Here is a 20,695-nt window from a genome sequence, read left to right on the forward strand (position 1 = left end):
CCTCAATTGCGATGAGTTACTTTCCAGGTTACTTAGCGTTCGCCCCATTCGTCCCACTCTGTGTGAGACTGCGCTCATATCTACCAGCCTGACATGACGCATACCTCGACCGTACCTATCCATGCGGGCTCCAACTAATCCGGTCACGAGAAGCACAAAGATATTCCAGTCGTACCAACCCAAACACGCGCCATAACTAGATTTCTGCCACCACGCGTGGACGAAGATCCATCCAAGGAAGGTTACGGGTATCAACACCAACAAATATAGCGACCTGAATGCAAAGAGAGCGAACAAGACAATGCAATCAAAAACCATGATCATGGAATGCTTCATCGGGCTCACCACCCCAACGCTCGACATCCTCGTTTGACCGCTGGCCGTTCTCGGGGATGTCGCGGTTCTCGATCGGTGCGGATGCCGGGGGCCCTGAACTCATCCTCTACGCGATCATCGCGTCGGCCACCGCCGCCGAATCCGGGGCGATCACAACGAGCGCAGCGACAAGGCAGCGAGGCGAGGATGCCTCGAACAACACCGACCACACGCGGACCCTTCGAAGGACGAGCTGCGGAGGTACTGCGGCCGCATAGCTAAGAAATAGCGGATGCCGAGATTCCAGCGCGACGAGAAGTCGATAACAAGTTCGTAACTACACAGATCCCGGGTCTCCCGGTGAAAGCGATCTGCACTCCAGGCTCGGCCCTTCTCAGGGTGGAAGCGGTCTCCTCAGCAGGCACTCCCATTTCCGGCTCGCCACCTCAACGGATGAGCGTCGCGCTCGCTCCACATGTCGACGTCAACATACGATGGCGGGGAAGACGTGCCTGCACGCGGTACGACGAACCGCCTGTCTTCACGTCTCGAACTCTGCACGAACAAGCCTTTCCCGAGATTTCAACGTTCGATGGATGATCTCGCGACTGTAACGAAACCATCACAGCGGCTTGACTTCGAGTCTCGAACTCAAGAAAGTTGCTCAAGCGAACCATCACCGAAGCGGGTTCGCACGGCGTCGAGAACGACGCCGCCGTTCACAGCGAAGGAGCTCGGAATGAAGAAGAAGTATGCACTGGCCGCACTCGGCCTGGTGGGGGCGCTCGCCCTCGCGGGATGCGGTGGCGGCGGCGCCGGCTCAGCGGGCGGCGGCGACGACAAGGGCTCGGTCGACAAGGGCGACCTGCTGATCGGCGTGTCCATGCCCACGCAGACCTCCGAGCGCTGGATCGCCGACGGCAGCGCCGTCGAGGCGGGCCTCGAGGACTCGGGCTACCAGGTCGACCTGCAGTACGCCGGCGACGACATCCCCACCCAGGGTCAGCAGATCGACCAGATGATCACCAAGGGCGCCGATCTCCTGATCATCGCCGCCATCGACGGCACGGCGCTCTCTTCGCAGCTCGACGCCGCAGCGGCCGCGAACATCCCGGTCATCTCCTACGACCGACTGATCCGCGACAGCGAGAACGTCGACTTCTACGTCACCTTCGACAACTACAAGGTCGGGGTCCAGCAGGCGACCTCGCTGCTCGTGGGCCTCGGCGTGCTCGACGCGGACGGCAAGGAGACCGACGTCAAGGGCCCGTTCAACATCGAGCTCTTCGCCGGATCCCTCGACGACAACAACGCGCACTTCTTCTGGCAGGGCGCGATCGACACCCTGCAGCCGTTCATCGACGACGGCGTGCTGGCAGTGCCGTCGGGTCAGACCGACATCGAGCAGGCCGCGATCCTGCGCTGGCAGCAGGAGACGGCGCAAAAGCGCATGGAAGACCTGCTGACCTCGACGTACGGCAACGGCACGAAGCTCGACGGAGTGCTCTCGCCCTACGACGGTCTCTCCCGAGGCATCATCACGGCGCTGCAGGGCACCGGTGGACTCGGCGCGAACATCGAGGCCGGACTCCCGATCGTGACCGGTCAGGATGCCGAGATCGGCTCGGTCAGCCTGATCAATCAGGGCGTGCAGTTCGCCTCGATCTTCAAGGACACGCGCAAGCTCGCCGAGCAGTCGGTCGTGGTCGCCGAGGCCATGCTCCAGGGTGACGAGCCCGAGGCCAACGACACGAAGACCTACGACAACGGCGTGAAGATCGTCCCGTCGTACCTGCTCCAGTCGGACATCGTCTACAAGGACAACATCACGTCGCTCCTCATCGACTCCGGTTACTGGACCCAGGCCGAGGTCGACGCAGGCGTCGCCGAATAGTCCCTGACCGTGGGGCGCGCGGCCGGACGGCCGCGCGCCCCACAGCTCGATCGGAAGGACACCGTCCATGACGACAGCCATCCTGGAGATGCGCAACATCGAGAAGAGCTTCCCGGGGGTGAAGGCCCTCCAAGGCGTCGACCTCGATGTGAAGCCCGGCGAGATCCTCGCGATCTGCGGAGAGAACGGCGCGGGGAAGTCCACGCTCATGAAGGTGCTCTCGGGCGTCTACCCCCACGGCAGCTACGAGGGGGAGATCGTCTACGAGGGCGAAGAGGCGACGTTCGGCTCCATCAACGATTCCGAGAGCGTCGGCATCGTGATCATCCATCAGGAGCTCGCCCTCATCCCGCACCTCAGCGTCGCCGAGAACATCTTCCTCGGCAATGAGCGCCGGGGCCGAGGCGGACTGATCGACTGGGACCGCGCCAACGCGGAGGCCTCCCGTCTGATGGCCCAGGTCGGCCTCGACGAGGACCCGACGGCGCCGGTGTCACAGCTCGGCGTCGGCAAGCAGCAGCTCATCGAGATCGCGAAGGCTCTCTCGAAGAACGTGCGCCTGCTCATCCTCGACGAGCCCACGGCGGCGCTGAACGACACCGACTCCGCTCATCTGCTCGATCTGCTCCGGCGCCTGCGCGACGAGGGGATGACGTCGATCATCATCTCGCACAAGCTCAACGAGATCGCCGCGATCGCCGACCGCACGACCGTCATCCGCGACGGCAAGACGATCGTGACGCTCGACATGAGCGATCCGGAGTCGACGCAGGAGACGATCATCCGCGCGATGGTCGGCCGCGACCTCGCCAACCGCTACCCCGAGCGCACGCCGGACATCGGCGACGAGGTCCTCCGCATCGAGCACTGGACCGTGCATCACCCCACGCAGCCCGGCCGCGTCATGGTCGACGACGCGTCGCTGACGGTGCGCGCCGGCGAGGTCGTCGGCATCGCCGGCCTCATGGGCGCCGGGCGCACCGAGCTGGCGATGAGCGTCTTCGGCCGCACCTACGGACGCAACGCCAGCGGCAAGGTGTTCGTGCGCGGCAAGCAGGTCGACACGTCGACGACGAGCGCGGCGATCCGCGCCGGCATCGCCTACGCCACGGAGGACCGTAAGAAGTTCGGTCTCAACCTCATCGACGACATCCGTCACAACATCACGATGGCGTCGCTGCGCATGATCAGCCCCGGCGGCTGGATCGACGCGAACCGCGAGCTCAAGGTCGCTGAGCAGTACAAGGCCGAGCTCAACATCAAGTCGCCCACGGTCCTGCAGATGGTCGGCAACCTCTCGGGCGGCAACCAGCAGAAGGTCGTGCTGAGCAAATGGATCCAGACCGGACCCGACGTCCTCATCCTCGATGAGCCGACCCGCGGGATCGATGTCGGGGCGAAGTACGAGATCTACACGATCATCAATCGACTGGTCGCCGAAGGAAAGGGCGTGCTGGTCATCTCGTCCGAGCTGCCGGAGCTCCTCGGCATCTGCGACCGCATCTACACACTGGCTTTCGGCAGGATCACCGGCGAAGTGCCGATCGCCCAGGCAACCCAGGAGAACCTCATGCACCTCATGACTGTCGAAAGGACGGCCGCATCATGAACGGCGTCAGCAACCTGATGAGTCTCGCGACGCGGAATCTGCGTCAGAGCGGCATCCTCGTCGCGTTCGTCGCGATCGTCGCCTTCTTCGCGATCCTGAACCCGACGTTCCTCTCCCCCGGCAACATCACCAACATCATCCTGCAGTACTCCTACATCCTGATCCTCGCGATCGGCATGGTGATCATCATCATCGCCGGGCACATCGACCTCTCGGTCGGCTCGGTCGTGGCGCTCACCGGCGCCGTCGCCGCGGTCGTCGTGATCCGCGGGCAGTACCCGTGGTGGGTCGGCGTGATCGCGGCGATCGCGGTCGGTCTGCTCGTCGGAGCCTGGCAGGGCTTCTGGGTCGCGTTCGTCGGCATCCCGGCGTTCATCGTGACGCTCGCCGGCATGCTGCTCTTCCGCGGGCTCACGTTCCTCGTGCTCCAGAACGTCTCGCTCTCGCCCTTCGGCGGCACCTACTACCAGATCGCGAACGGATTCATCAACGGACTCTTCGGCGGCTACGGCGTCGACGTGTTCACGCTCGCCATCTTCGCGTTCGGTGTCGTGGGGTACGCGGTCTGGCAGGTGCGCTCACGCCGTTCCAAGATCGCGCATCAGCAGACGATCGAGGCACTGCCCTGGTTCATCGTCAAGATCGCCCTCGTCGCCGCCGTCGTGATGTGGTTCGGCTACCAGCTGTCGATCAGCCGTGGTCTGCCCTTCGTGCTGATCATCCTGGCCGTGCTGATCATCGCGTACTCGGTCATCACGCAGAAGAGCGTGTTCGGCCGCCACGTGTACGCCATCGGCGGCAACCTGCACGCGGCGCTGCTCAGCGGTGTGAACGTGCGGAAGATCAACTTCTGGATCTTCGTCAACATGGGCATGCTCGCCGGTGTCGCGGGTGTTGTCTTCTCGTCTCGCACCAACGGCGCGCAGCCGGGCGCCGGCAACATGTTCGAGCTCGATGCGATCGCGGCCTGCTTCATCGGCGGCGCCGCGGTGACCGGTGGCGTCGGCCGCGTGGGCGGAGCCATCATCGGTGGCCTGATCATGGCCGTGATGAGCAACGGCATGCAGCTCATGGGCCTCGACCAGGCGACCCAGCAGGTCGTGAAGGGTCTCGTGCTGCTGATCGCCGTGGCGTTCGACGTCTGGAACAAGCGTCGCGCCGGAGCCGCGCGCTGACCTCGGCGACGACGGCACTGCGCGGTAGGCTCCCGCTATGAGCAGATGGCCCGGCGGTTCCCAGTCGGGACTGCGCGAGGCCAACACCGCGAAGATCGTCGATGCGGTCAAGCGCTTCGGCGGGCTCACTCAGGTCGAGCTCGCCGAAGCGACGCGCCTGTCGACGGCCACGGTGTCGGCGATCGTGAAGGAGCTCTCGCAGACGGGTCTGGTGGAGACGCACCCCACCTCGCGGAGCGGGCGGCGAGCCCAGCTCGTCACGATCGCCCGCCGGGCGGGGCTCGTGGCGGCCGTGCAGATCGGCAGCCGCAGCATGCGCGTGCGACTCAGCGACGTCGGCCAAGACGTCCTCGCCGATCGCTCGATGCCGCTTCCGGCCGACCACGCCGAAGACACGGTGCTCGATCGCATCACTCTGCTCCTCATCGACATGCTCGCCATGATCGCGGCGGATGCCGACGACCTGGTGGGCGTCTGCATCGCGGTTCCCGCACCGATCGACCCCGAATCCGGACTCATCGCCTACCGCGGCGTGATGCGCCGGTGGGAGGATCAGCCGGTCGCCGAGGTCGTGCAGCAGCGTCTCGGCTGCCCGGTGCTCGTCGAGAAGGATGCGAACCTCGCCGCTCTCGCCGAGGCCACCCTCGGCACGGCCCGCGACGTCGAGGACAGCCTGTTCGTGCATGCCTCGTACACGACGAGCGCCGGCATCGTGCTGGGCTCTCGCCTCTACCGCGGAGGCTCGGGCACCGCGGGCGAGATCGGACACGTGCAGGTCGATCCGTCCGGATCCATCTGCGCCTGCGGGCAGCGCGGCTGCCTCGAGACGCTCGTCGGCGCCGAGGCCATCACCGCACCCCTGCGTGCCACGTACGGCCAGGTCACCTTCCGGGATGTGATCGCGCAGGCGGCATCCGGAGACCCCGGCTGCGCGCGCGTGATCGCGGATGCCGCCACGCTGCTCGGTCGAGTCGTCGCCGGCGTCTGCCAGTCGGTCGCCCCCGAGGTCATCACCGTCGGCGGAGAGCTGGTGGATGCCGGACCGATCTTCCTCCTGCCCTTCGCCTCGGCTGTCCGCGATCACGCACCCCAGAGCCGAGCCGCTCGCCGCGACCCGGTCCCCACCTCCTTCGGCAAGGACGCGGTGCTCGTCGGCGCGACGATCCACATCCTCCAGGCGACCGATCCGTCGCAGCTGCTCGAGGACCGCACATGAGCATCACCGCATCGCAGGCGGAACCGCTGCTCGCCATGAACGGCATCACGAAGCGCTTCGGCGCCGTGGAAGCCCTCGTCGACGTCGACTTCACGGTGAACGCGCGCGAGGTCGTGGGCCTCATCGGCGACAACGCCGCCGGAAAGTCCACGCTCGCGAAGATCATCTCCGGGGCGCTGGACCCGACCGACGGCGAGATCCGAATCGCCGGAGAGACGGTCGACATCGGCTCGCCCGCCGACGCGCACGCGCTGGGCATCGCCACCGTCTTCCAGGACCTGGCGGTCTGCGAGAACCTCGACGTGACGGCCAACGTCTTCCTCGGCCGCGAGCTGCGCACCTCGAAGGGCATGCTGCGCGAGGCGGACATGGAGTCGGCGACACGTCAGGCCATCGACGACCTCGGCGCGAGCATCCCCTCCATCCGGGCGCCGCTCAGCACGCTGTCGGGCGGGCAGCGGCAGGCGGTCGCGATCGCGCGCACGCTGATCAGCCAGCCGCGCCTGGTCGTGCTGGACGAGCCCACCGCCTCGCTGAGCGTGGCGCAGACCGCTGACGTGCTCACCCACATCGAGCGCCTGCGCGACCTGGGCCTCGGCGTGATCTTCATCAGTCACAACCTGGGCGACATCCAGGCGGTCTCCGACCGCGTCGAGGTGCTCCGCCACGGCAGGAACAACGGCTCGTTCAGCGGGCCCGAGGTGAAGCACTCCGACCTGATCGCGGCGATCATCGGAACGTCGCGGGGTACACGCCCGGCGGTCTGAGCCGAACACTGGAGTCCGTGCCCTCGGAACGGCTACCGTGGACGCCACGACGATCGGAGGCACGGCGGTGGGCGGATTCGAAGAGCAGACCGAGCCGGTCGAGATGGATCCGATCATGTCGCCGACACTGACCGACGACCAGTGGCTGCGTCTCGTCGCCTCCGGCACCCCGCAGGATGTCGCCGTCGGCGACTACGTCTTCCGCACGGGCGATTCCCGGTACGACCTGATCGCGATCGAATCCGGTGAGGTCGAGGTGCTCCGCGACGCTCTGCCGTGGATGGGCGAGGTCATCATCACGACGATGGGTCCGCGGACCTTCGCCGGCGAGCTGGGACTGCTGAACGGGCAGGGCGCGTTCCTCTCAGCCCGCGTGACGAAGCCGGGCCGGGTGCACCGCGTGACGCGAGCGTCGCTGCGGACGCTGATGAACGAGGACGACGAGCTGTGCGACGTCATCCTGCACGCCCTCTGGGCGCGCCGCGAATCCCTCCGCACGGGACCTGCGGCCATGACGCTGAAGTTCCTGGGCACGACGACGTCGAGCGACTTCCTGGCGCTGCGCCGCTTCGCCGAGCGTCTCGATCTGGTGCACAAGGCAGTGGCTCTGACGCCGGCAGAACTCGGCGATCTGGGCGCTCTCGACACGCACCGTTTCACGATGGACGATCTCCCGGTCGCCTTCATCCAGGGCGAGCCGCTCACGCGCGCGACGCCGGGGCTCGTCGCCGAGCGACTGGGACTCAGCTATCAGGCGCAGGCTGACGAGATCGTCGATCTGGTCGTGGTGGGCGGCGGTCCCGCCGGGCTCGCCGCCGCGATCTACGGCGCCTCCGAGGGGCTGAGCACGGTGCTGCTGGATGCCGTGGCCCCCGGCGGTCAGGCTGCGGCCACGTCGCGCATCGAGAACTTCCTCGGATTCCCGTTCGGCGTCAGCGGCGGCGACCTGATCGGCCAGGCCATCCTGCAGGCGCTGAAGTTCGGCGTGCGGGTCTATGCGCCGTGCGAGGCCGTCGGGCTGTCGCGCGTCGGACCCGATCTGCTCGACGTGGCGCTGTCCGACGGCCGCCTGATCCGCACGCGCAGCACGATCGTCACCTCGGGAGCGGCGTACCGCCGGCTGGAGCTCGACCGCTGGGAGGACTTCGAGCGATCCGGCGTGTACTACGCCGCGACACCGCTCGAACTGCGCCAGGTGCAGGGGAAGCCCGTCGTGGTCGTCGGCGGCGCGAACTCCGCGGGCCAGGCGGCGCTCTACCTCGCGGCCCACGGCTCGCCGGTGCATCTCGTCGTACGAGGGGCCGATCTGAGCACGCGGATGTCGAGCTACCTGGCCGACCGGCTCGCCGACGACCCGCGCGTGCGCGTGCACACCTCGTCGAACGTCGTCGGCCTCGACGGGAGCGACACCCTCGAGTCCGTGCGCATCGACACCGTCGGCGACGTCGACGCCCGCGGGCTGTTCTGCTTCATCGGCGCGACACCCGCGACGTCCTGGCTCCCGACGCTCGACCGCGACGCGGAGGGGTTCATCCGCACGGGAACCGACGTGGGCGTGCAGACCCTGGAGCTGTGGCAGGGTCTCGGTCGCGAGCCGCTACCGTTCGAGACGTCCGCTCCGAGGGTGTTCGCCGCCGGAGACGTGCGACGCGGGTCGATGAAGCGGGTCGCGGCCGCCGTCGGCGAAGGTTCGAGCGCGGTGGCATCCGTCCATCGCGCACTGGCGTTCTGAAGGGAAAGACATGACCTCCGACATCGACACGAATGCAGCACCGTCCGGCACCGGATGCCGGGAGTGCGACGACCAGAGCGGGTTCTGGGTGCACCTGCGCCGCTGCGCGGCCTGCGGCCACGTGGGCTGCTGCGACACCTCCCCCGGCCAGCACGCCACCGCCCACTACCGCGAGACCGGTCACCGACTCATCCAGAGCTTCGAGCCGGGCGAGGACTGGTTCTGGGATTTCGTCGACGAGGCGACCTTCGAAGGACCGGAGCTGGCCGCGCCGACCAGCCATCCGGCCGATCAGCCCGCGCCGGGCCCGAAGGGACGTGTGCCGGTGAACTGGCGCGACTTCATCCACGCCTGATCGAGGCTCACCCTCCCCCGCCGCGTCACTCCGACAGCGTCACCGCGAGGTCGATGAACAGGGCGGCCGACCAGCCGAATGCCGTCGTCGCGGTGCGGGCCTTCTGCCCCGTGCGCGGGTTGAAGTACTCGTGCGGGCCGCCGCCGTGGATCACGAGCGCGACGGTCTGCTCGCGGAGCTCCTGTGCGCGATCGGCGTATCCGGACGCTTCGAGCCCCTCGGCGACGAGCATGCTCGTGTTGACCCAGATCGGTCCGCGCCACATCCGCTCGTCCGAGAAGTCGGGATCGGATGCCGCGACAGTCGGCAGACCCCACTCGAGGCCGAAGCGCTCGGGGTCATCGACGGCCGCCGCCAGGTACTCGGCGATCGGCTCGGGCAGGGTGCCGGTGAGCAACGGCATCAGCCCGACGACGGTGTCGCTCAGCTGCGCCTCACCCCCGCCGAAGGCGAGGAACCTGCCGCGCTCGGCATCCCACATGTCCAGCAGCAGGGCCCGCGTGGCGGCGGCCCGCTCGTCGAACCGGGACGCATCGACGCCGGGTTCGTATCGCGCGAGCAGGTCGGCGATCTCGAGGTCCTGCCGCACGAGGTACGCCCCGAGGTCAGGCGCCGCCGTCGGCAGCGGCCCATCGAAGATCGGGCTGTCGTCGAGACCCGAGGAGTACGGATGCCCGTACTCCGGCATCCCGTCGTGATCGAGGTCGCTGCCCGCGAACCACCAGTCCTGCGAGCGGATGACCCTGGCCAGCTGCTCTCGCGCCCAGTCCGGTGCGTCCTCGACCTCGAGCACCTTGCGCAGCGCCCAGGCAGCGAGCGGCGGCTTCGTCAGCGGCACCGGGGCGCTCGGGTCGGCGATCTGCGAGCCGGCTCGACGCAGGTTCGCACGGTCGCTCTCGGGCAGGTCGTCGCTCGTGGCGAGCACACCCTCTTCATGCACGACATCCGGCAGCTGACCGTCGGGCTGCGGGAATCGGAACGCGATCTCCAGCTGCTCGCGGGCGAGCTCGGGGTCGCCGTGACGCAGCCCCACAGCGATGAAGTACGCGTCCCACTGCCAGAGTCCGACGTAGCCGATCTTCGACGGGACGATCGCCCGCGCGTCGCCGAGCGAGGGCAGCTCGACGATGTTCGCGCCCAGGACCCACCAGCAGAAGGCCGTCATCTCCTGCAGGTCGTCGCGCACGGTCGGGCACTTCGCGAACCACTCCGCCCAGATGCGCTCGGTCGCGGCGAGCGCGGCCGCATGGTCGCCCGGCTCGACCGTCGCGGAGCGATCGGCCGCGATGTGGAGGCGGATGCCGTCGCCGAGCGGATGCCGCTGCACGCTGCCGTCCGGGAGCTCGAGGTGCACGGTCAGCCCGGTCGCGCCCTCGGCAGCGCCGAGACTCAGCGTCGAGGGATCGGCGAACGTGAGCGTCGCGGTCGGCCGGGACGCTTCGACAAGCTCAGCGACCCAACCGTCCTGGGTCCCTGAGCCTGTCGACGGACCCAGCCCCTGGGTCCCTGAGCCTGTCGAAGGGCCGCCGAATGTGACCCGCCCCGGCAGCACCTCCGCCACCGGCAACGCGACACCCGCGGCATCCGTCAGCGTCAGCAGGTCGAGCACCCGGCACTCCGCCAGCCGTCGCTCGTACTCCGAGGTGTGCACGCGCACGCCGTCGCCCTCGCGGAACACCAGCACGCGCGACCGCGGCAGGGTGAACGGCGCCGAGACCAGGTCGAGGTGGCGTCCGGCCAGAGCCGCGGCATCCATCAACGCCCTCCCAGCCCCGAGGCGGCCATGCTGTTGAGGATCTTGCGCTGGCCGATCACGAACACGATCAGCATCGGCACGGTCGCGATGGCGGATGCCGCCATGACGAGGCCGTAGTTGATCGATCCGAACTGCCCCTGGAACGAGGTCAGCAGCAGCGGCACCGTGAACAGGTCCGGGGTGTTCAGCAGCACGAGCGGGAATAGGAACGCGTTCCAGACGCCGAGCGCGGTGATGATGCTGAGCGCGGCGAGTCCGGGCTTGAGGTTCGGGAGCACGATGCTCCAGAAGATGCGCCAGCGGCCGGCGCCGTCGACCAGCGCCGCCTCCTCGAGCTCGCGCGGCAGGGCCAGCACGAACTGGCGCATGAGGAACACCGCGAACGGGTTCGCGATCATTCCGGGCACGATCAGCGCGAGGTGCGAGTCGACCCAGCCGAGCTGCGACATCAGCAGGTAGAAGGGGATCAGCGTGACCTGCGCCGGGATCATCTGCGTCGCGAGGAACACGATGAACAGCACCTTGCTGCCCTTGAAGCGGATGCGCGCGAACGCGTAGCCGGCCATCGATGCGGTGATGAGCGTGCCGACCACGACGAGCACCGCGATATACGCGCTGTTCAGGTACGCCTGGCCGAACGGCACGGCGTTCCAGGCCTCGGTGTAGTTGTCGACGGTCCACGGATTCGGCAGGAACTCGAGCGGGTTCTTGAGCAGCTGCGGCAGCGTCTTGAACGAGGTCAGCAGCATCCACACGAATGGGAACACCATCGAGATGCCGCCGATGACGAGAACGACGTGCAGCGCGGTGGCGCCGACGCGACGACGTGCCCGATCGGCCCCGGGGCCGCCACGGCCGCGCCGACGGTAGCCGGGGGCGGTGAGCGCGATGGTCGAGTCGGTCGCGGGCGCGGGGGCCGCGAGGGGAGGCGTCTGGATGCTCATGCGGGGTCATCCTCGTAGTGGACGAACTTCTTCTGCGCGCCGAACTGGATCGCCGTGATGACGAGGGTGAGCACGAGCAGGATGATGCTGGCCGCGCTGGACAGCCCGAACTCGAACCGCCCGAAGCCCAGATCGAAGATGTGATAGACGATCGTGCGGGTCGCGTTGTCGGGGCCTCCGCCGGAGACGAGCACGTAGACCGTGTCGAAGGTCTGCAGCGAAGAGATGAAGGCGATCACCGAGGAGAAGAACACGATCGGCGAGAGCAGCGGCAGACGGATGCTGGTGAACAGCCGCCACGCGCCGGCACCGTCGATGCGGGCGGCCTCGATCACCGAGGGCGAGATGTTCTGGAGACCGGCGAGGAAGATCACGACGTTCAGGCCCATGGACGACCAGATCGTGACGATGCAGACCGCGAGGAGCGCGAGCTTCGGGTCCTGCAGCCAATCCGGCGGAGTGACCCCGAACACCTTCGAGATCGTCACCGAGAGCAGGCCGTCTGCACGGAACATCTGCTGCCAGATCATCGCCACCGCGACGGTGGAGGTGACGACCGGCGCGAAGAAGAGGATCAGGTAGAGCGTGCGGGTCTTCAGCTTCTCCAGTGCGACCGCCACGATCACCGAGAGCGTGAGGCCGATCGGAACGGTCACGAGCGCGATCAGCAGCGTGTTGATGATCGAGCGACCGAGCAGCGGGTCCTGCAGCTGGTCGACGAAGTTCGCCAGCCCCACCCACTTCAGGTCGCTCAGCCCGTCCCACTCCGCGAACGCGAGCACGAGGCTCGCACCGAACGGCAGCACCACGAAGAGCGCCATGCCCAACAGCTGCGGGGCGACGAACACGTACCCCCACCGTCGGTCGCGGCGGCGCCAGGCCGCCTCCTTCCGCAGGGGCAGGGCGGATGCCGCAGGCGCGGCCTGCGGCATCCGTCCGTTCTCGGTGAGGGTGGTCACTCTTACTTCTCCGACCGTTCCTTGATCACGTCGGCGATGGTGTCGAGCGTGGCCTGCGCGTCGGTCTTGCCCTCGTAGAGCTTCTGGAACTCCTCCGCGATCGCGGTCGGCAGACCCGGGACGCGCGCCTCGGCGGGGTAGTCCTCGAATCCGATGTCGCGCATGTCGAGGAAGGTCTGCGCGTGAGCGGGGTAGTCGCCCTCGAGCACGACGTCGTCGGCGCCCTTGATCGACGGGACCGCGTTGCCGCCGCCCTCGAGACGGAACGTCTGTCCCTCGGCCGAGAGGAACTCGGTCCAGAACGTGAACGCCGCGTCCTTCACCTTGGTCTTGCCGTTGATGGCGAGGAAGCTCGTCGCGACGCCCGTGGGCGCGGCCTCGCCGTCGGGCGTCGGCCACGGCACGATGTCGTAGCTGTCCTGCTCGCCGGTCGCGTCGACCGTGCCGATCGTGTAGCGGCCCTGCACGAAGAACCCGGCCTTGTGCGTGACGAAGACGCTGTCGGCACCGGCGCCGTCGGGGAGCGTGTCGGCGACCACGAAGGTGCCGTCCTGGAACAGGTCGCCGAACTGCTGCACGGCCTCGACCGCATCGGCATCCTCGTTCGCGACGAAGGCGCCCGAGTCGTCGTAGGGAGCGTCGATGCCCTGGGACGAGAGCCAGCTCCAGTGCGTGGCCCAGTAGTTCCAGTACATGGTGCCGGTGAGTCCCGCGTCGTGCAGCTTCGCGTTCATCTCGAGGAAGGTGTCGGTCGTCCACTCGCCGTTCTCGGCCAGGGTCGCGGGGTCCTCGGTGATCCCGGCCGCGGCGAGCGCCTGCTTGTCGTACCAGAACACGTCGGGGTTCGAGTCGTTCGGGGCGGCGAAGACCTCCCCGTCGTGCTCGGCCGCGCCGAACAGACCGGGGAAGAAGTCATCCTTCTTCGTCTTGCTCTCCTTCGAGGCCATCAGGTCGTCGAGCGGCATGAGGCGGTTCGAGTCGACGAACTGGCCGATCATGTCGTCACCCACGTAGAAGACGTCGGGGGCGGTGTTGCTCGTGAGCTGGGCGAGCAGCTTGGAGTGGTAGTCGCCGTAGCTGGCGACCGGCTGCAGCTTGACCTTGATGTCGGGGTGGCGCTCCATGAAGTCCTTGTTGAACTCCTCGTAGCGGGTGAGCTCGTCGGGCGTGCCCCAGGTCGACCAGATGACCGTCGCCGTGCCGTCCGCACCGACGCCGCCTCCTCCGCCCCCGCCGCTGCACGCGGCGAGTCCCAGTGCCAGAGCGCCGGCGGCACCCAGTGCCAGATACCGCGTCACGTTCGCACGTGCCATCTCGCTACCTCTTTCATCATCGGAAGATCGTGTCGGGAATGCCCTGAGGGCTCTCTCGTATTCTGTATACAGAACGCAATCCTGTCAAGATGCGGCAGTCAAGATGCGGCAGCGAAGCGGCTCCCCATCGATCGGCGCACACAACTCAGCCAGAACTCGGCGCAGCGGCGACGACCACCCCTCTTTCGGGGTCTCCGGCGACGTTCTTGATGAATTGTGCACGGGGACCTGTCGCGAAGACGGAGAATGGCGGGATGGACGCCACCGACCCGCACCTCCTCGGCCCCGGACTCCTCCCGACGCCGTTCACCGCCGATGAGATCCGCGACGCCACCGGATCCGGCAAGGTGATCCGGCTGCTCCTCGAAGGACCGGACGGCCCCCTGGGCGAGCACGTCAACCGATTCAGCGACACGGATGCCGAGGGCGCGACGCTCGACCGGTGGGACGCCGCCGACCCCAAGGCGATCGTCTCGCACCGGGTGACCTGGGCGGAGCTGCAGGGTCACGCGGCCTTCGACGCCGACACGACGAGCGTGTCGACGGTCTCGCTGTCCTCCCCGCTCGGCGAGCTGACCTGCCGCAAGTACGACACCGAGGACGGCGTGTTCTGGTTCTCGATCGCGCACCCCGGGATGCCCGTGCTGTACGAGTCCGACGGCATGCGCACGACCGTGCTGGGCATCGAACAGGACTGACCGGGGCAGCCACCCGGCACGATCTGCGGACCGGCTCACGATTCGCGGACGTTCTGCGGCAGAACATCCGCAGAACGTGACACCGTCCGCAGAACGTGCCGGCACAGACGCCGAGGGGCAGGCCCGCCGCCACGGACCCGCCCTTCGGACTTCTCTCAGTGGCCGGCCGCGCCGACCACGACGAACTCGTTCGGCACGACATCGAGGACGGCGGATGCCGCCACCTCGCCGGAGTGCAGATCGATCGCCAGGATCTTGTCCGACGCCGGCTCCGTCACGTAGGCGATGTCGCCCACGACGCGCAGGCCCGGGTGCGGCTGCTGCCACTCGGTCGGGCTCTCCCACGGCTCGATGACGCTCCACTGGTCGATGACCTCGCCGGCCTCGTCGAGCAGGTACAGGCTGCCGTCGGCGCTCAGCACCACGACGTTGTCGTGACCGTCACGGCCGACCCCGCGCCAGGTGTACTCGACGCCGTCGGGCAGGTCGATGACCGAGAGCTCCTGCGTGTCGGTGTCGATGCGCACGAGCTTCGAGAGCAGGTAGCCCTCGGCATCCGGATCGGTCTTGTAGTCGCCGAAGGCGATCGCGCTGGTGTCGGTGACGTACGCGTTGCCGGTGCGGCCGAACTCGTCCGGAGCATCGAGCTTGGTGAAGGCTCCGTCGGAGAACAGCAGCACACCGTCCTCGCAGCCGAACATGACCGTCTCGCCCTTCAGCGCACCCTCGCCGTGCACGCTCGGGCACTCCTCGTTGCGGGCGAGCTCCGTGCCGTCGGCTGCGAGATGCCGCACTCCTGTGCGAGCCTCCTCGGTGCCGATCGTGGCCAGCGCTGTGCCGTCGGACAGCTCGATCGCGACGCCGTGGTGCGCGGCCTCCGAGGTGATCGTGTCGACCTCCGGGAGCGTGCCGGTGCCGACCGCGTCGGTGTCGAAGACCCGGATCTCTCCGGTGCCGTCGTCGAACAGGGCGGTGCGCCCGGCGTGCGGGGTGGCGTGGCCGGCGGCCACGGCCTCGAAGACCTCGCCGGTGAACTCGACGGTGTCGGAGGCGAGTCCAGTGTCGAGCACGTGGAAGCCGTCCTCCGCCGTGACGAAGACGTGGCCGTCATGGTCGCCGGCGCCGTTGACGCGCAGGAATCCGCCGAGCTCGACCTGGTCGATCTGCTCGAGGGTTTCGCCGTCGAGCACGACGACCCCTCCGTCGTAGGTGACGGCGACGCGGGTGTCGGCCTCGTGCTTCTCTTCGGGGGCGGCGGAACCGCCGGATGCCGTGGGCGATGCGGTCGCGCATCCGGCGAGCGCGACGACCGCGAAGGCGGCGAATGCGCCGGCCGCGAGGCGGCTGCGGACGGGTCGGGACATGGTGTCTCTCTTTCTTCGGTGTGGTGCTGAGGGGTTGCGTACGGGGCCGGGTCAGCCGACCTGGCTGAGGAAGCGGGGATCGAGGTCGGCGAACGTGCGGGTGACGATGCCGTCGGTGTGGTCGATCTCGTGCACGACGCCGGCCGCCGGATCGGAGAGGTAGGCGTGTTCCGCGTCGACGACGAGCTGCACAGGGGCGAGGAGTGCGGGATCGGCGACGGATGCCGCGAGCAGAGGCTCGGTGCGGACGAGCACCGTGCCGTCGGCCGCGAGCACGCGCACCCGCCCCTCGGCGTCGAGCGCGACCGTGCGGCTGTCGTCGTCGCCGACCGCGACCGCCCGCAGGAGCGGCACGTCGGAGGAGAGCAGGGTCCACTGCCGGGTGCGCACATCCAGCAGCCATGCGCCCTGGTCGCCTGCGACGCCCGCGAGGTCGGGGCGGTCCGCGCGCCCGGAGAGCTCCGTGGCCGCCGCCGCTCCGGCGGGAAGCGGCAGGGGCTCCGCGGCGATCGTGCCGCCCACCTCCCGGGTGAAGAGCACCGCCCCCTCCGTGCACGCGAAGACGACGCCGACGCGGGTCATGTCGGCATCTGCCGCCGCAGCGCAGGGAATCGCCCCGCCGGCGACGGGAGCGCCGTCGGCATCGAAGACCGCCACGGTGCCCTCCGCCGTCGCGGCGAGGAGATGCGAGGCGAAGGAGACGACGGGGCCGTCGGCCGCGATCGTCACGCGCGGTGCGTCGTCGAGAACCTCGGCGAGGTCGTCGTGCGGAAGCTCCACGACCTCGCCGCTCGAGAAGTGCACGGTCGCCCGCTGCGCGCCGGCGGTCACGCGGACCTCCCCCGTGCCGTCGACGGATCCGCGCAGCTGCGGCTCCCCGAGGAAGGAGTGCGTGTGATCGCCGTGCGGCACCGTCCAGCGGGCCGTGTCGATGACGTCGACACGCACGCGATCGCCGTCGCGATGGGTGACGAAGACGAGGCGGCCGTCGGCGTCGATCCTCTCGACATCGGATGCCGCGGGCGAGATCACCGAGCGCTCCTCCGAGTCGAGATCGAGCATCACGACCTCGCCCTCGGCATCCGCGACGATCAGCGCGCGCGCCGGCGACGCGACCTCGGCGGCCGCGCCGGCCGGGATGCCGTGATCGTCGGATGCCGAGGTCGGCGCGGCATCCAGAGTCGACGACGCGGGCGCGGCGCAGGCGGGGAGAGCGAGCAGGGCGAGCGCCAGCGCGGCCAGCGGCGCGGCGCGGCGGGTGCGAAGGGTGGGCGGAGTCATAGGGTTCACACCCTATTGATAACGATTCTCAATCTCAAATCATGGTTGGTGTGATGCGGGGGAGCGTGTCGCATCCGGCACCATCCGGACGCGGCTGTGGCCGAACGTCCGATGCTGAACGTCGGCGCCCCGGCGTAGGGTCGCACCATGAGCAGCACAGCATCCTTCGAACGCCACGGGGTCGTCCCCTCCTATCTGCTCGCGCGCCTGGCCGAGTCGGGCCGCTTCCCCAAGGCCGCCGCCGCAGCGCGGCAGACGCTCACCGCCGGACGGCCGCCGTTCCGTGCGCGCATCGACCTCTCGATCGACGAGAACGGAGCCCTGGTCGCCCAGCTCTCCGACGCCCCGAACCGCACCATCAGCGACGCGGGCAACACCCAGCAGCTCCCCGGCGCCGTCGTGCGCACGGAAGACGACGGCCCCGTCGACGACACCGCCGTGAACGAAGCCTTCGACGGCCTCGGCGCGACGTTCGAGATGCTGCTCTCCGCGTTCGGCCGCAACTCGCTCGACGACGCCGGCGCTCCGCTCGATGCGACCGTGCACTACGGCGTCGACTACGACAACGCGTTCTGGGACGGCGAGCGCATGGTCTTCGGCGACGGCGACGGCGAGGTGTTCCAGGACTTCACCGGCTCCACGACGGTCATCGGGCACGAGCTCGCCCATGGCGTCGTGCAGCACACCGCGAACCTCGAGTACCAGGGGCAGCCCGGTGCGCTCAACGAATCCATCGCCGACGTGTTCGGCGCCCTGACCGAGCAGTACTCCCTGGGGCAGACGGCCGCGAAGGCGACCTGGCTCATCGGCGCCGAGATCTTCACGGATGCCGTCGAGGGCAAGGCGCTGCGCTCGATGCTCGAGCCCGGCACCGCCTATGACGACGACGAGCTGGGCAAAGACCCGCAGCCGGCGCACATGAGCGACTTCGTCCGCACCACCGAAGACAACGGCGGGGTCCACATCAACTCCGGCATCCCCAACCGGGCGTTCGCGCTGTTCGCGATCGATCTCGGTGGCAACGCGTGGGAGACCGCGGGCACCGTCTGGTACCGCGCGCTCACCGGCGGGCTCTCGAGCACCGCGACCTTCACCGAGTTCGCCGACGCGACCGTCGCCGCGGCGACCGAGCTGGGCGACGAGACGGCAACAGCCGCTCGACGCGCGTGGAGCACCGTGGGAGTCTATGAGGATGAGCGAGTCCCGTCCTCCGACTGACGTCCGCGTCGTGATCGCGGTCGTGCGCTCCGGCGGCATCGCCGGCATCCGTCGTCAGTGGCGCGTGGAGGCGGAGGAACCCGACGCCGGTGAATGGATCACCCTCATCGACCGGTGCCCCTGGGACCAGGAGGCACCTGCCGCACCCGGCGCCGATCGCTTCGTGTGGACCATCCGCGCCCGCACCCCCTCCGAGCACCGCGAACGCGACCTGAGCGACGCCGAGGTCGACGGGCCGTGGCGGGCTCTGGTCGACGCCGTGCGGGAGGCGTCGAAGCGCTCCGAGTGACACCCGGCGCGTCGCGGCATCCGATCAATCCGGTGTGAATCGGTGCTCGACACCGACGGCCGGCATCAGAATGGGACACATGGGACTGTTCCAGCACCGCAAGGATGACGAAGAGAACCAGTGGACGCTTCCGTCCGAGCCGCTCGTTCGCGAGGGCGCCGACGTCCTCGATGAGGCACCGTCGGTCGATCCGATGGCGCTCGGCCTCGGAGCCGATGTGAGTTCGATCGTGTTCCCGGTCGCGCCCGTGCCGTCCACCACCGTCTCGATCGAGAGCCGCGAACCGGACGACCATCCCGCATCCGATGGCGACTGACCCGATCGAGGCCCTTCTGGCTCAGCTCGGGCCCGACGCCGATCACCGCGACGCGGAGCGGCTGTTCGGCGATGCCGGCTGGCAGCCGTGCGGCGCGGGGGCCTGGGCCAGGGCGCTGCGCTCCCCCGAGGGCAAGGTTGTCGCGCGGATCAGCTTCTTCGATCCGACGGGACCGTACACGGCAGAGCTGTACCGGGACGCGGCAGGAACCGGTCAGGTCCCGAGGCTGTTCGCACACCGGCGCCTCGCGGGCGGCGGCGACCTGCAGATCATGGAGTGGCTGCGCGAGGCCGACGAAGCCGACGCCGTCGCCTTCCACGCGTTGATCGCCGACGGTGCGTCCGAGGTCGCGACGCTGGTCGACAGCATCCGTCGCATCCACGCGCGGGCGCAGGCCGAGCTGCCCTGGTGCGGTCCGCTGGATGAGAACCCGTCGAACGTGATGCGCGGCGGCGACGGCCGCCTGGTGCTGACCGACCCCTATTACGCCGACGGCCCGGCTCTCTACGAGACGGCCGCCTCGGATCCGGATGCCGTGGCGGCGAGCATCCCTGCCGAGGAGAGACGGTTCATGACCGAGATCCCCCTCGCCTGCTCGGGTCCGTGGGCGGACGAATCCCGGGCGGAGATGAAGCGCGGGCTCGATGCCGCCGATGCCCGGCGCGCTGCGCAGGGCTGAGGCTCGTCCGGCGGCGTCACCGCCCACGGCTACGGTGGAGGGATGACGATCACCGCCGCCGCAGACGGCTCCGCCCTGGGCAATCCCGGCCCCAACGGGTGGGCCTGGTACATCGACGACGACAACTGGGCGGCCGGCGGATCACCGCACGGCACGAACAATCAGGGCGAGCTGCAGGCGGTGCTCGAACTGCTGAAGGCGACGGCCGGCACCGACGAGAAGCTGCACATCTGGTGCGACAGCCGGTACGTGATCGACTCGGTGACGAAGTGGATGCCCGGGTGGAAGCGCAAGGGATGGCGCAAGTCCGACGGCGGACCCGTCCTCAACCGCGACCTCCTCGAGGGCATCGACGAGGCCATGCGCGGACGCGACGTGCAGTTCTCCTGGGTGAAGGGGCACGCGGGCGACGACCTCAACGAGGCCGCCGACGAGCGGGCGAACGCCGCGGCGACAGCGTACAAGAACAAGCAGGAGCCGCGCCGTGGCCCGGGCTTCACCCGCGGATCGGATGCCGGGGCCGCCGTCGCCGCCTCCGCGCCGATCGCGGCGAGCGCCGTCCCCGCGGCTGCGCCTGCTGCCGCCCCGGCACCCGCTGCCGCGCCGGCGAGGTCCGAGCCGGCGACGGCCGAGCCGCTGTGGGCAGAGGCATCCGATCTGCTCGACGGCCTCGATGCGCCGGTCGACGACCCGATCGAGGTGCGCCTCGCACTGTCCGGTGACGAGCACGCGCGCCTGCGCGATCGCGCCGAGGCACAGGGCGTCTCGCTCGAAGAGGCCCTCCGCCGCCTCATCTGACCAGCGGATGCCGCGGC

General features: G+C 68.7%; 19 protein-coding genes. 13 read left to right on the top strand and 6 right to left on the bottom strand.

Features of this window, described 5'->3' with window-relative positions:
* Positions 1–1,054: 1,054 nt before the first annotated feature.
* The 7 genes from chvE (at position 1,055) to MRBLWH11_RS03200 (ending at position 9,063) form a co-directional block, all read left to right on the top strand.
* On the top strand, positions 1,055–2,209 hold the full coding sequence (chvE, locus tag MRBLWH11_RS03170; protein ID WP_116636079.1) for a multiple monosaccharide ABC transporter substrate-binding protein: 1,155 nt from the start codon (positions 1,055–1,057) through the stop codon (positions 2,207–2,209).
* 67 nt (positions 2,210–2,276) lie between these two features.
* On the top strand, positions 2,277–3,818 hold the full coding sequence (gene mmsA, locus MRBLWH11_RS03175) for a multiple monosaccharide ABC transporter ATP-binding protein (RefSeq protein ID WP_341946647.1): 1,542 nt from the start codon (positions 2,277–2,279) through the stop codon (positions 3,816–3,818).
* Positions 3,815–4,993: a multiple monosaccharide ABC transporter permease gene (gene mmsB / locus MRBLWH11_RS03180; RefSeq protein ID WP_116636081.1), complete on the top strand. Its 1,179-nt coding sequence runs from the start codon at positions 3,815–3,817 to the stop codon at positions 4,991–4,993. Before mmsA ends, mmsB begins: the two co-directional genes overlap by 4 nt.
* 37 nt (positions 4,994–5,030) lie before the next feature.
* Positions 5,031–6,209 (top strand): ROK family transcriptional regulator, encoded by a 1,179-nt coding sequence (locus MRBLWH11_RS03185; protein WP_116636082.1) that lies wholly within the window; start codon positions 5,031–5,033, stop codon positions 6,207–6,209.
* Complete coding sequence (locus MRBLWH11_RS03190; protein ID WP_116636083.1) at positions 6,206–6,976, top strand: ATP-binding cassette domain-containing protein; 771 nt, start codon at positions 6,206–6,208, stop codon at positions 6,974–6,976. The genes MRBLWH11_RS03185 and MRBLWH11_RS03190 overlap by 4 nt, the downstream gene beginning before the upstream one ends.
* Positions 6,977–7,013: 37 nt before the next feature.
* A complete protein-coding gene (locus MRBLWH11_RS03195; protein WP_341946648.1) occupies positions 7,014–8,708 on the top strand; it encodes an FAD-dependent oxidoreductase in 1,695 nt (564 codons plus the stop codon).
* Between the two features lie 10 nt (positions 8,709–8,718).
* Positions 8,719–9,063 carry a UBP-type zinc finger domain-containing protein gene (locus MRBLWH11_RS03200; RefSeq protein ID WP_341946649.1) on the top strand — a complete coding sequence of 115 codons (345 nt, stop codon included), beginning with the start codon at positions 8,719–8,721 and terminating at the stop codon, positions 9,061–9,063.
* Positions 9,064–9,088: 25 nt separating this feature from the next.
* On the opposite strand, the gene MRBLWH11_RS03205 is transcribed toward MRBLWH11_RS03200, so the two are convergent.
* The 4 genes from MRBLWH11_RS03205 to MRBLWH11_RS03220 are packed head-to-tail and all read right to left on the bottom strand — an operon-like array spanning position 9,089 to position 14,035.
* The gene (locus tag MRBLWH11_RS03205) at positions 9,089–10,819 is read right to left on the bottom strand and encodes a hypothetical protein (protein ID WP_341946650.1); all 1,731 of its coding nucleotides are present in this window, start codon (positions 10,817–10,819) and stop codon (positions 9,089–9,091) included.
* A complete protein-coding gene (locus MRBLWH11_RS03210; RefSeq protein WP_116636087.1) occupies positions 10,819–11,763 on the bottom strand; it encodes a carbohydrate ABC transporter permease in 945 nt (314 codons plus the stop codon). The genes MRBLWH11_RS03205 and MRBLWH11_RS03210 overlap by 1 nt, the downstream gene beginning before the upstream one ends.
* Positions 11,760–12,722: a sugar ABC transporter permease gene (locus tag MRBLWH11_RS03215; protein WP_116636088.1), complete on the bottom strand. Its 963-nt coding sequence runs from the start codon at positions 12,720–12,722 to the stop codon at positions 11,760–11,762. Before MRBLWH11_RS03215 ends, MRBLWH11_RS03210 begins: the two co-directional genes overlap by 4 nt.
* Positions 12,723–12,724: 2 nt before the next feature.
* A complete protein-coding gene (locus MRBLWH11_RS03220) occupies positions 12,725–14,035 on the bottom strand; it encodes a sugar ABC transporter substrate-binding protein (protein WP_341946651.1) in 1,311 nt (436 codons plus the stop codon).
* 254 nt (positions 14,036–14,289) lie between these two features.
* Between MRBLWH11_RS03220 and MRBLWH11_RS03225 the strand changes: the two genes are divergently transcribed.
* Positions 14,290–14,733 carry a hypothetical protein gene (locus MRBLWH11_RS03225; protein WP_116636090.1) on the top strand — a complete coding sequence of 148 codons (444 nt, stop codon included), beginning with the start codon at positions 14,290–14,292 and terminating at the stop codon, positions 14,731–14,733.
* A gap of 155 nt (positions 14,734–14,888) precedes the next feature.
* Here MRBLWH11_RS03225 and MRBLWH11_RS03230 read toward each other — a convergent pair whose 3' ends face one another.
* Positions 14,889–16,097 carry a hypothetical protein gene (locus tag MRBLWH11_RS03230; protein WP_116636091.1) on the bottom strand — a complete coding sequence of 403 codons (1,209 nt, stop codon included), beginning with the start codon at positions 16,095–16,097 and terminating at the stop codon, positions 14,889–14,891.
* A 51-nt stretch (positions 16,098–16,148) separates the two neighbouring features.
* A complete protein-coding gene (locus MRBLWH11_RS03235; protein ID WP_341946652.1) occupies positions 16,149–17,378 on the bottom strand; it encodes a hypothetical protein in 1,230 nt (409 codons plus the stop codon).
* Positions 17,379–17,525: 147 nt separating this feature from the next.
* Between MRBLWH11_RS03235 and MRBLWH11_RS03240 the strand changes: the two genes are divergently transcribed.
* From MRBLWH11_RS03240 to MRBLWH11_RS03260, 5 genes are all read left to right on the top strand, one after another.
* Entirely contained in the window at positions 17,526–18,596 is a 1,071-nt protein-coding gene (locus tag MRBLWH11_RS03240) for a M4 family metallopeptidase (protein ID WP_341946653.1), read from the top strand.
* Entirely contained in the window at positions 18,571–18,885 is a 315-nt protein-coding gene (locus MRBLWH11_RS03245) for a protealysin inhibitor emfourin (RefSeq protein WP_116636095.1), read from the top strand. Before MRBLWH11_RS03240 ends, MRBLWH11_RS03245 begins: the two co-directional genes overlap by 26 nt.
* 79 nt (positions 18,886–18,964) lie before the next feature.
* Positions 18,965–19,201 carry a hypothetical protein gene (locus tag MRBLWH11_RS03250; RefSeq protein WP_341946654.1) on the top strand — a complete coding sequence of 79 codons (237 nt, stop codon included), beginning with the start codon at positions 18,965–18,967 and terminating at the stop codon, positions 19,199–19,201.
* Positions 19,191–19,880, top strand: a complete 690-nt coding sequence (locus MRBLWH11_RS03255; RefSeq protein WP_341946655.1) for a hypothetical protein — start codon at positions 19,191–19,193, stop codon at positions 19,878–19,880. Before MRBLWH11_RS03250 ends, MRBLWH11_RS03255 begins: the two co-directional genes overlap by 11 nt.
* A 42-nt stretch (positions 19,881–19,922) precedes the next feature.
* Positions 19,923–20,678: a ribonuclease H gene (locus tag MRBLWH11_RS03260; protein ID WP_341946656.1), complete on the top strand. Its 756-nt coding sequence runs from the start codon at positions 19,923–19,925 to the stop codon at positions 20,676–20,678.
* Positions 20,679–20,695 lie beyond the last annotated feature (17 nt).

Source organism: Microbacterium sp. LWH11-1.2, assembly GCF_038397745.1.
Classification (GTDB): Bacteria; Actinomycetota; Actinomycetes; order Actinomycetales; family Microbacteriaceae; genus Microbacterium.

Bases quoted from the DNA above. Each gene is read 5' to 3' on its own strand.
- mmsB (WP_116636081.1), top strand. From the start codon at position 3,815: ATGAACGGCGTCAGCAACCTGATGAGTCTCGCGACGCGGAATCTGCGT.
- MRBLWH11_RS03240 (WP_341946653.1), top strand. From the start codon at position 17,526: ATGAGCAGCACAGCATCCTTCGAACGCCACGGGGTCGTCCCCTCCTAT.
- mmsA (WP_341946647.1), top strand. From the start codon at position 2,277: ATGACGACAGCCATCCTGGAGATGCGCAACATCGAGAAGAGCTTCCCG.
- MRBLWH11_RS03205 (WP_341946650.1), bottom strand. From the start codon at position 10,819: ATGGATGCCGCGGCTCTGGCCGGACGCCACCTCGACCTGGTCTCGGCG.
- MRBLWH11_RS03260 (WP_341946656.1), top strand. From the start codon at position 19,923: ATGACGATCACCGCCGCCGCAGACGGCTCCGCCCTGGGCAATCCCGGC.
- MRBLWH11_RS03235 (WP_341946652.1), bottom strand. From the start codon at position 17,378: ATGACTCCGCCCACCCTTCGCACCCGCCGCGCCGCGCCGCTGGCCGCG.
- MRBLWH11_RS03230 (WP_116636091.1), bottom strand. From the start codon at position 16,097: ATGTCCCGACCCGTCCGCAGCCGCCTCGCGGCCGGCGCATTCGCCGCC.
- MRBLWH11_RS03255 (WP_341946655.1), top strand. From the start codon at position 19,191: ATGGCGACTGACCCGATCGAGGCCCTTCTGGCTCAGCTCGGGCCCGAC.
- MRBLWH11_RS03200 (WP_341946649.1), top strand. From the start codon at position 8,719: ATGACCTCCGACATCGACACGAATGCAGCACCGTCCGGCACCGGATGC.
- chvE (WP_116636079.1), top strand. From the start codon at position 1,055: ATGAAGAAGAAGTATGCACTGGCCGCACTCGGCCTGGTGGGGGCGCTC.
- MRBLWH11_RS03185 (WP_116636082.1), top strand. From the start codon at position 5,031: ATGAGCAGATGGCCCGGCGGTTCCCAGTCGGGACTGCGCGAGGCCAAC.
- MRBLWH11_RS03245 (WP_116636095.1), top strand. From the start codon at position 18,571: ATGAGCGAGTCCCGTCCTCCGACTGACGTCCGCGTCGTGATCGCGGTC.
- MRBLWH11_RS03225 (WP_116636090.1), top strand. From the start codon at position 14,290: ATGGACGCCACCGACCCGCACCTCCTCGGCCCCGGACTCCTCCCGACG.
- MRBLWH11_RS03220 (WP_341946651.1), bottom strand. From the start codon at position 14,035: ATGGCACGTGCGAACGTGACGCGGTATCTGGCACTGGGTGCCGCCGGC.
- MRBLWH11_RS03210 (WP_116636087.1), bottom strand. From the start codon at position 11,763: ATGAGCATCCAGACGCCTCCCCTCGCGGCCCCCGCGCCCGCGACCGAC.
- MRBLWH11_RS03250 (WP_341946654.1), top strand. From the start codon at position 18,965: ATGGGACTGTTCCAGCACCGCAAGGATGACGAAGAGAACCAGTGGACG.
- MRBLWH11_RS03190 (WP_116636083.1), top strand. From the start codon at position 6,206: ATGAGCATCACCGCATCGCAGGCGGAACCGCTGCTCGCCATGAACGGC.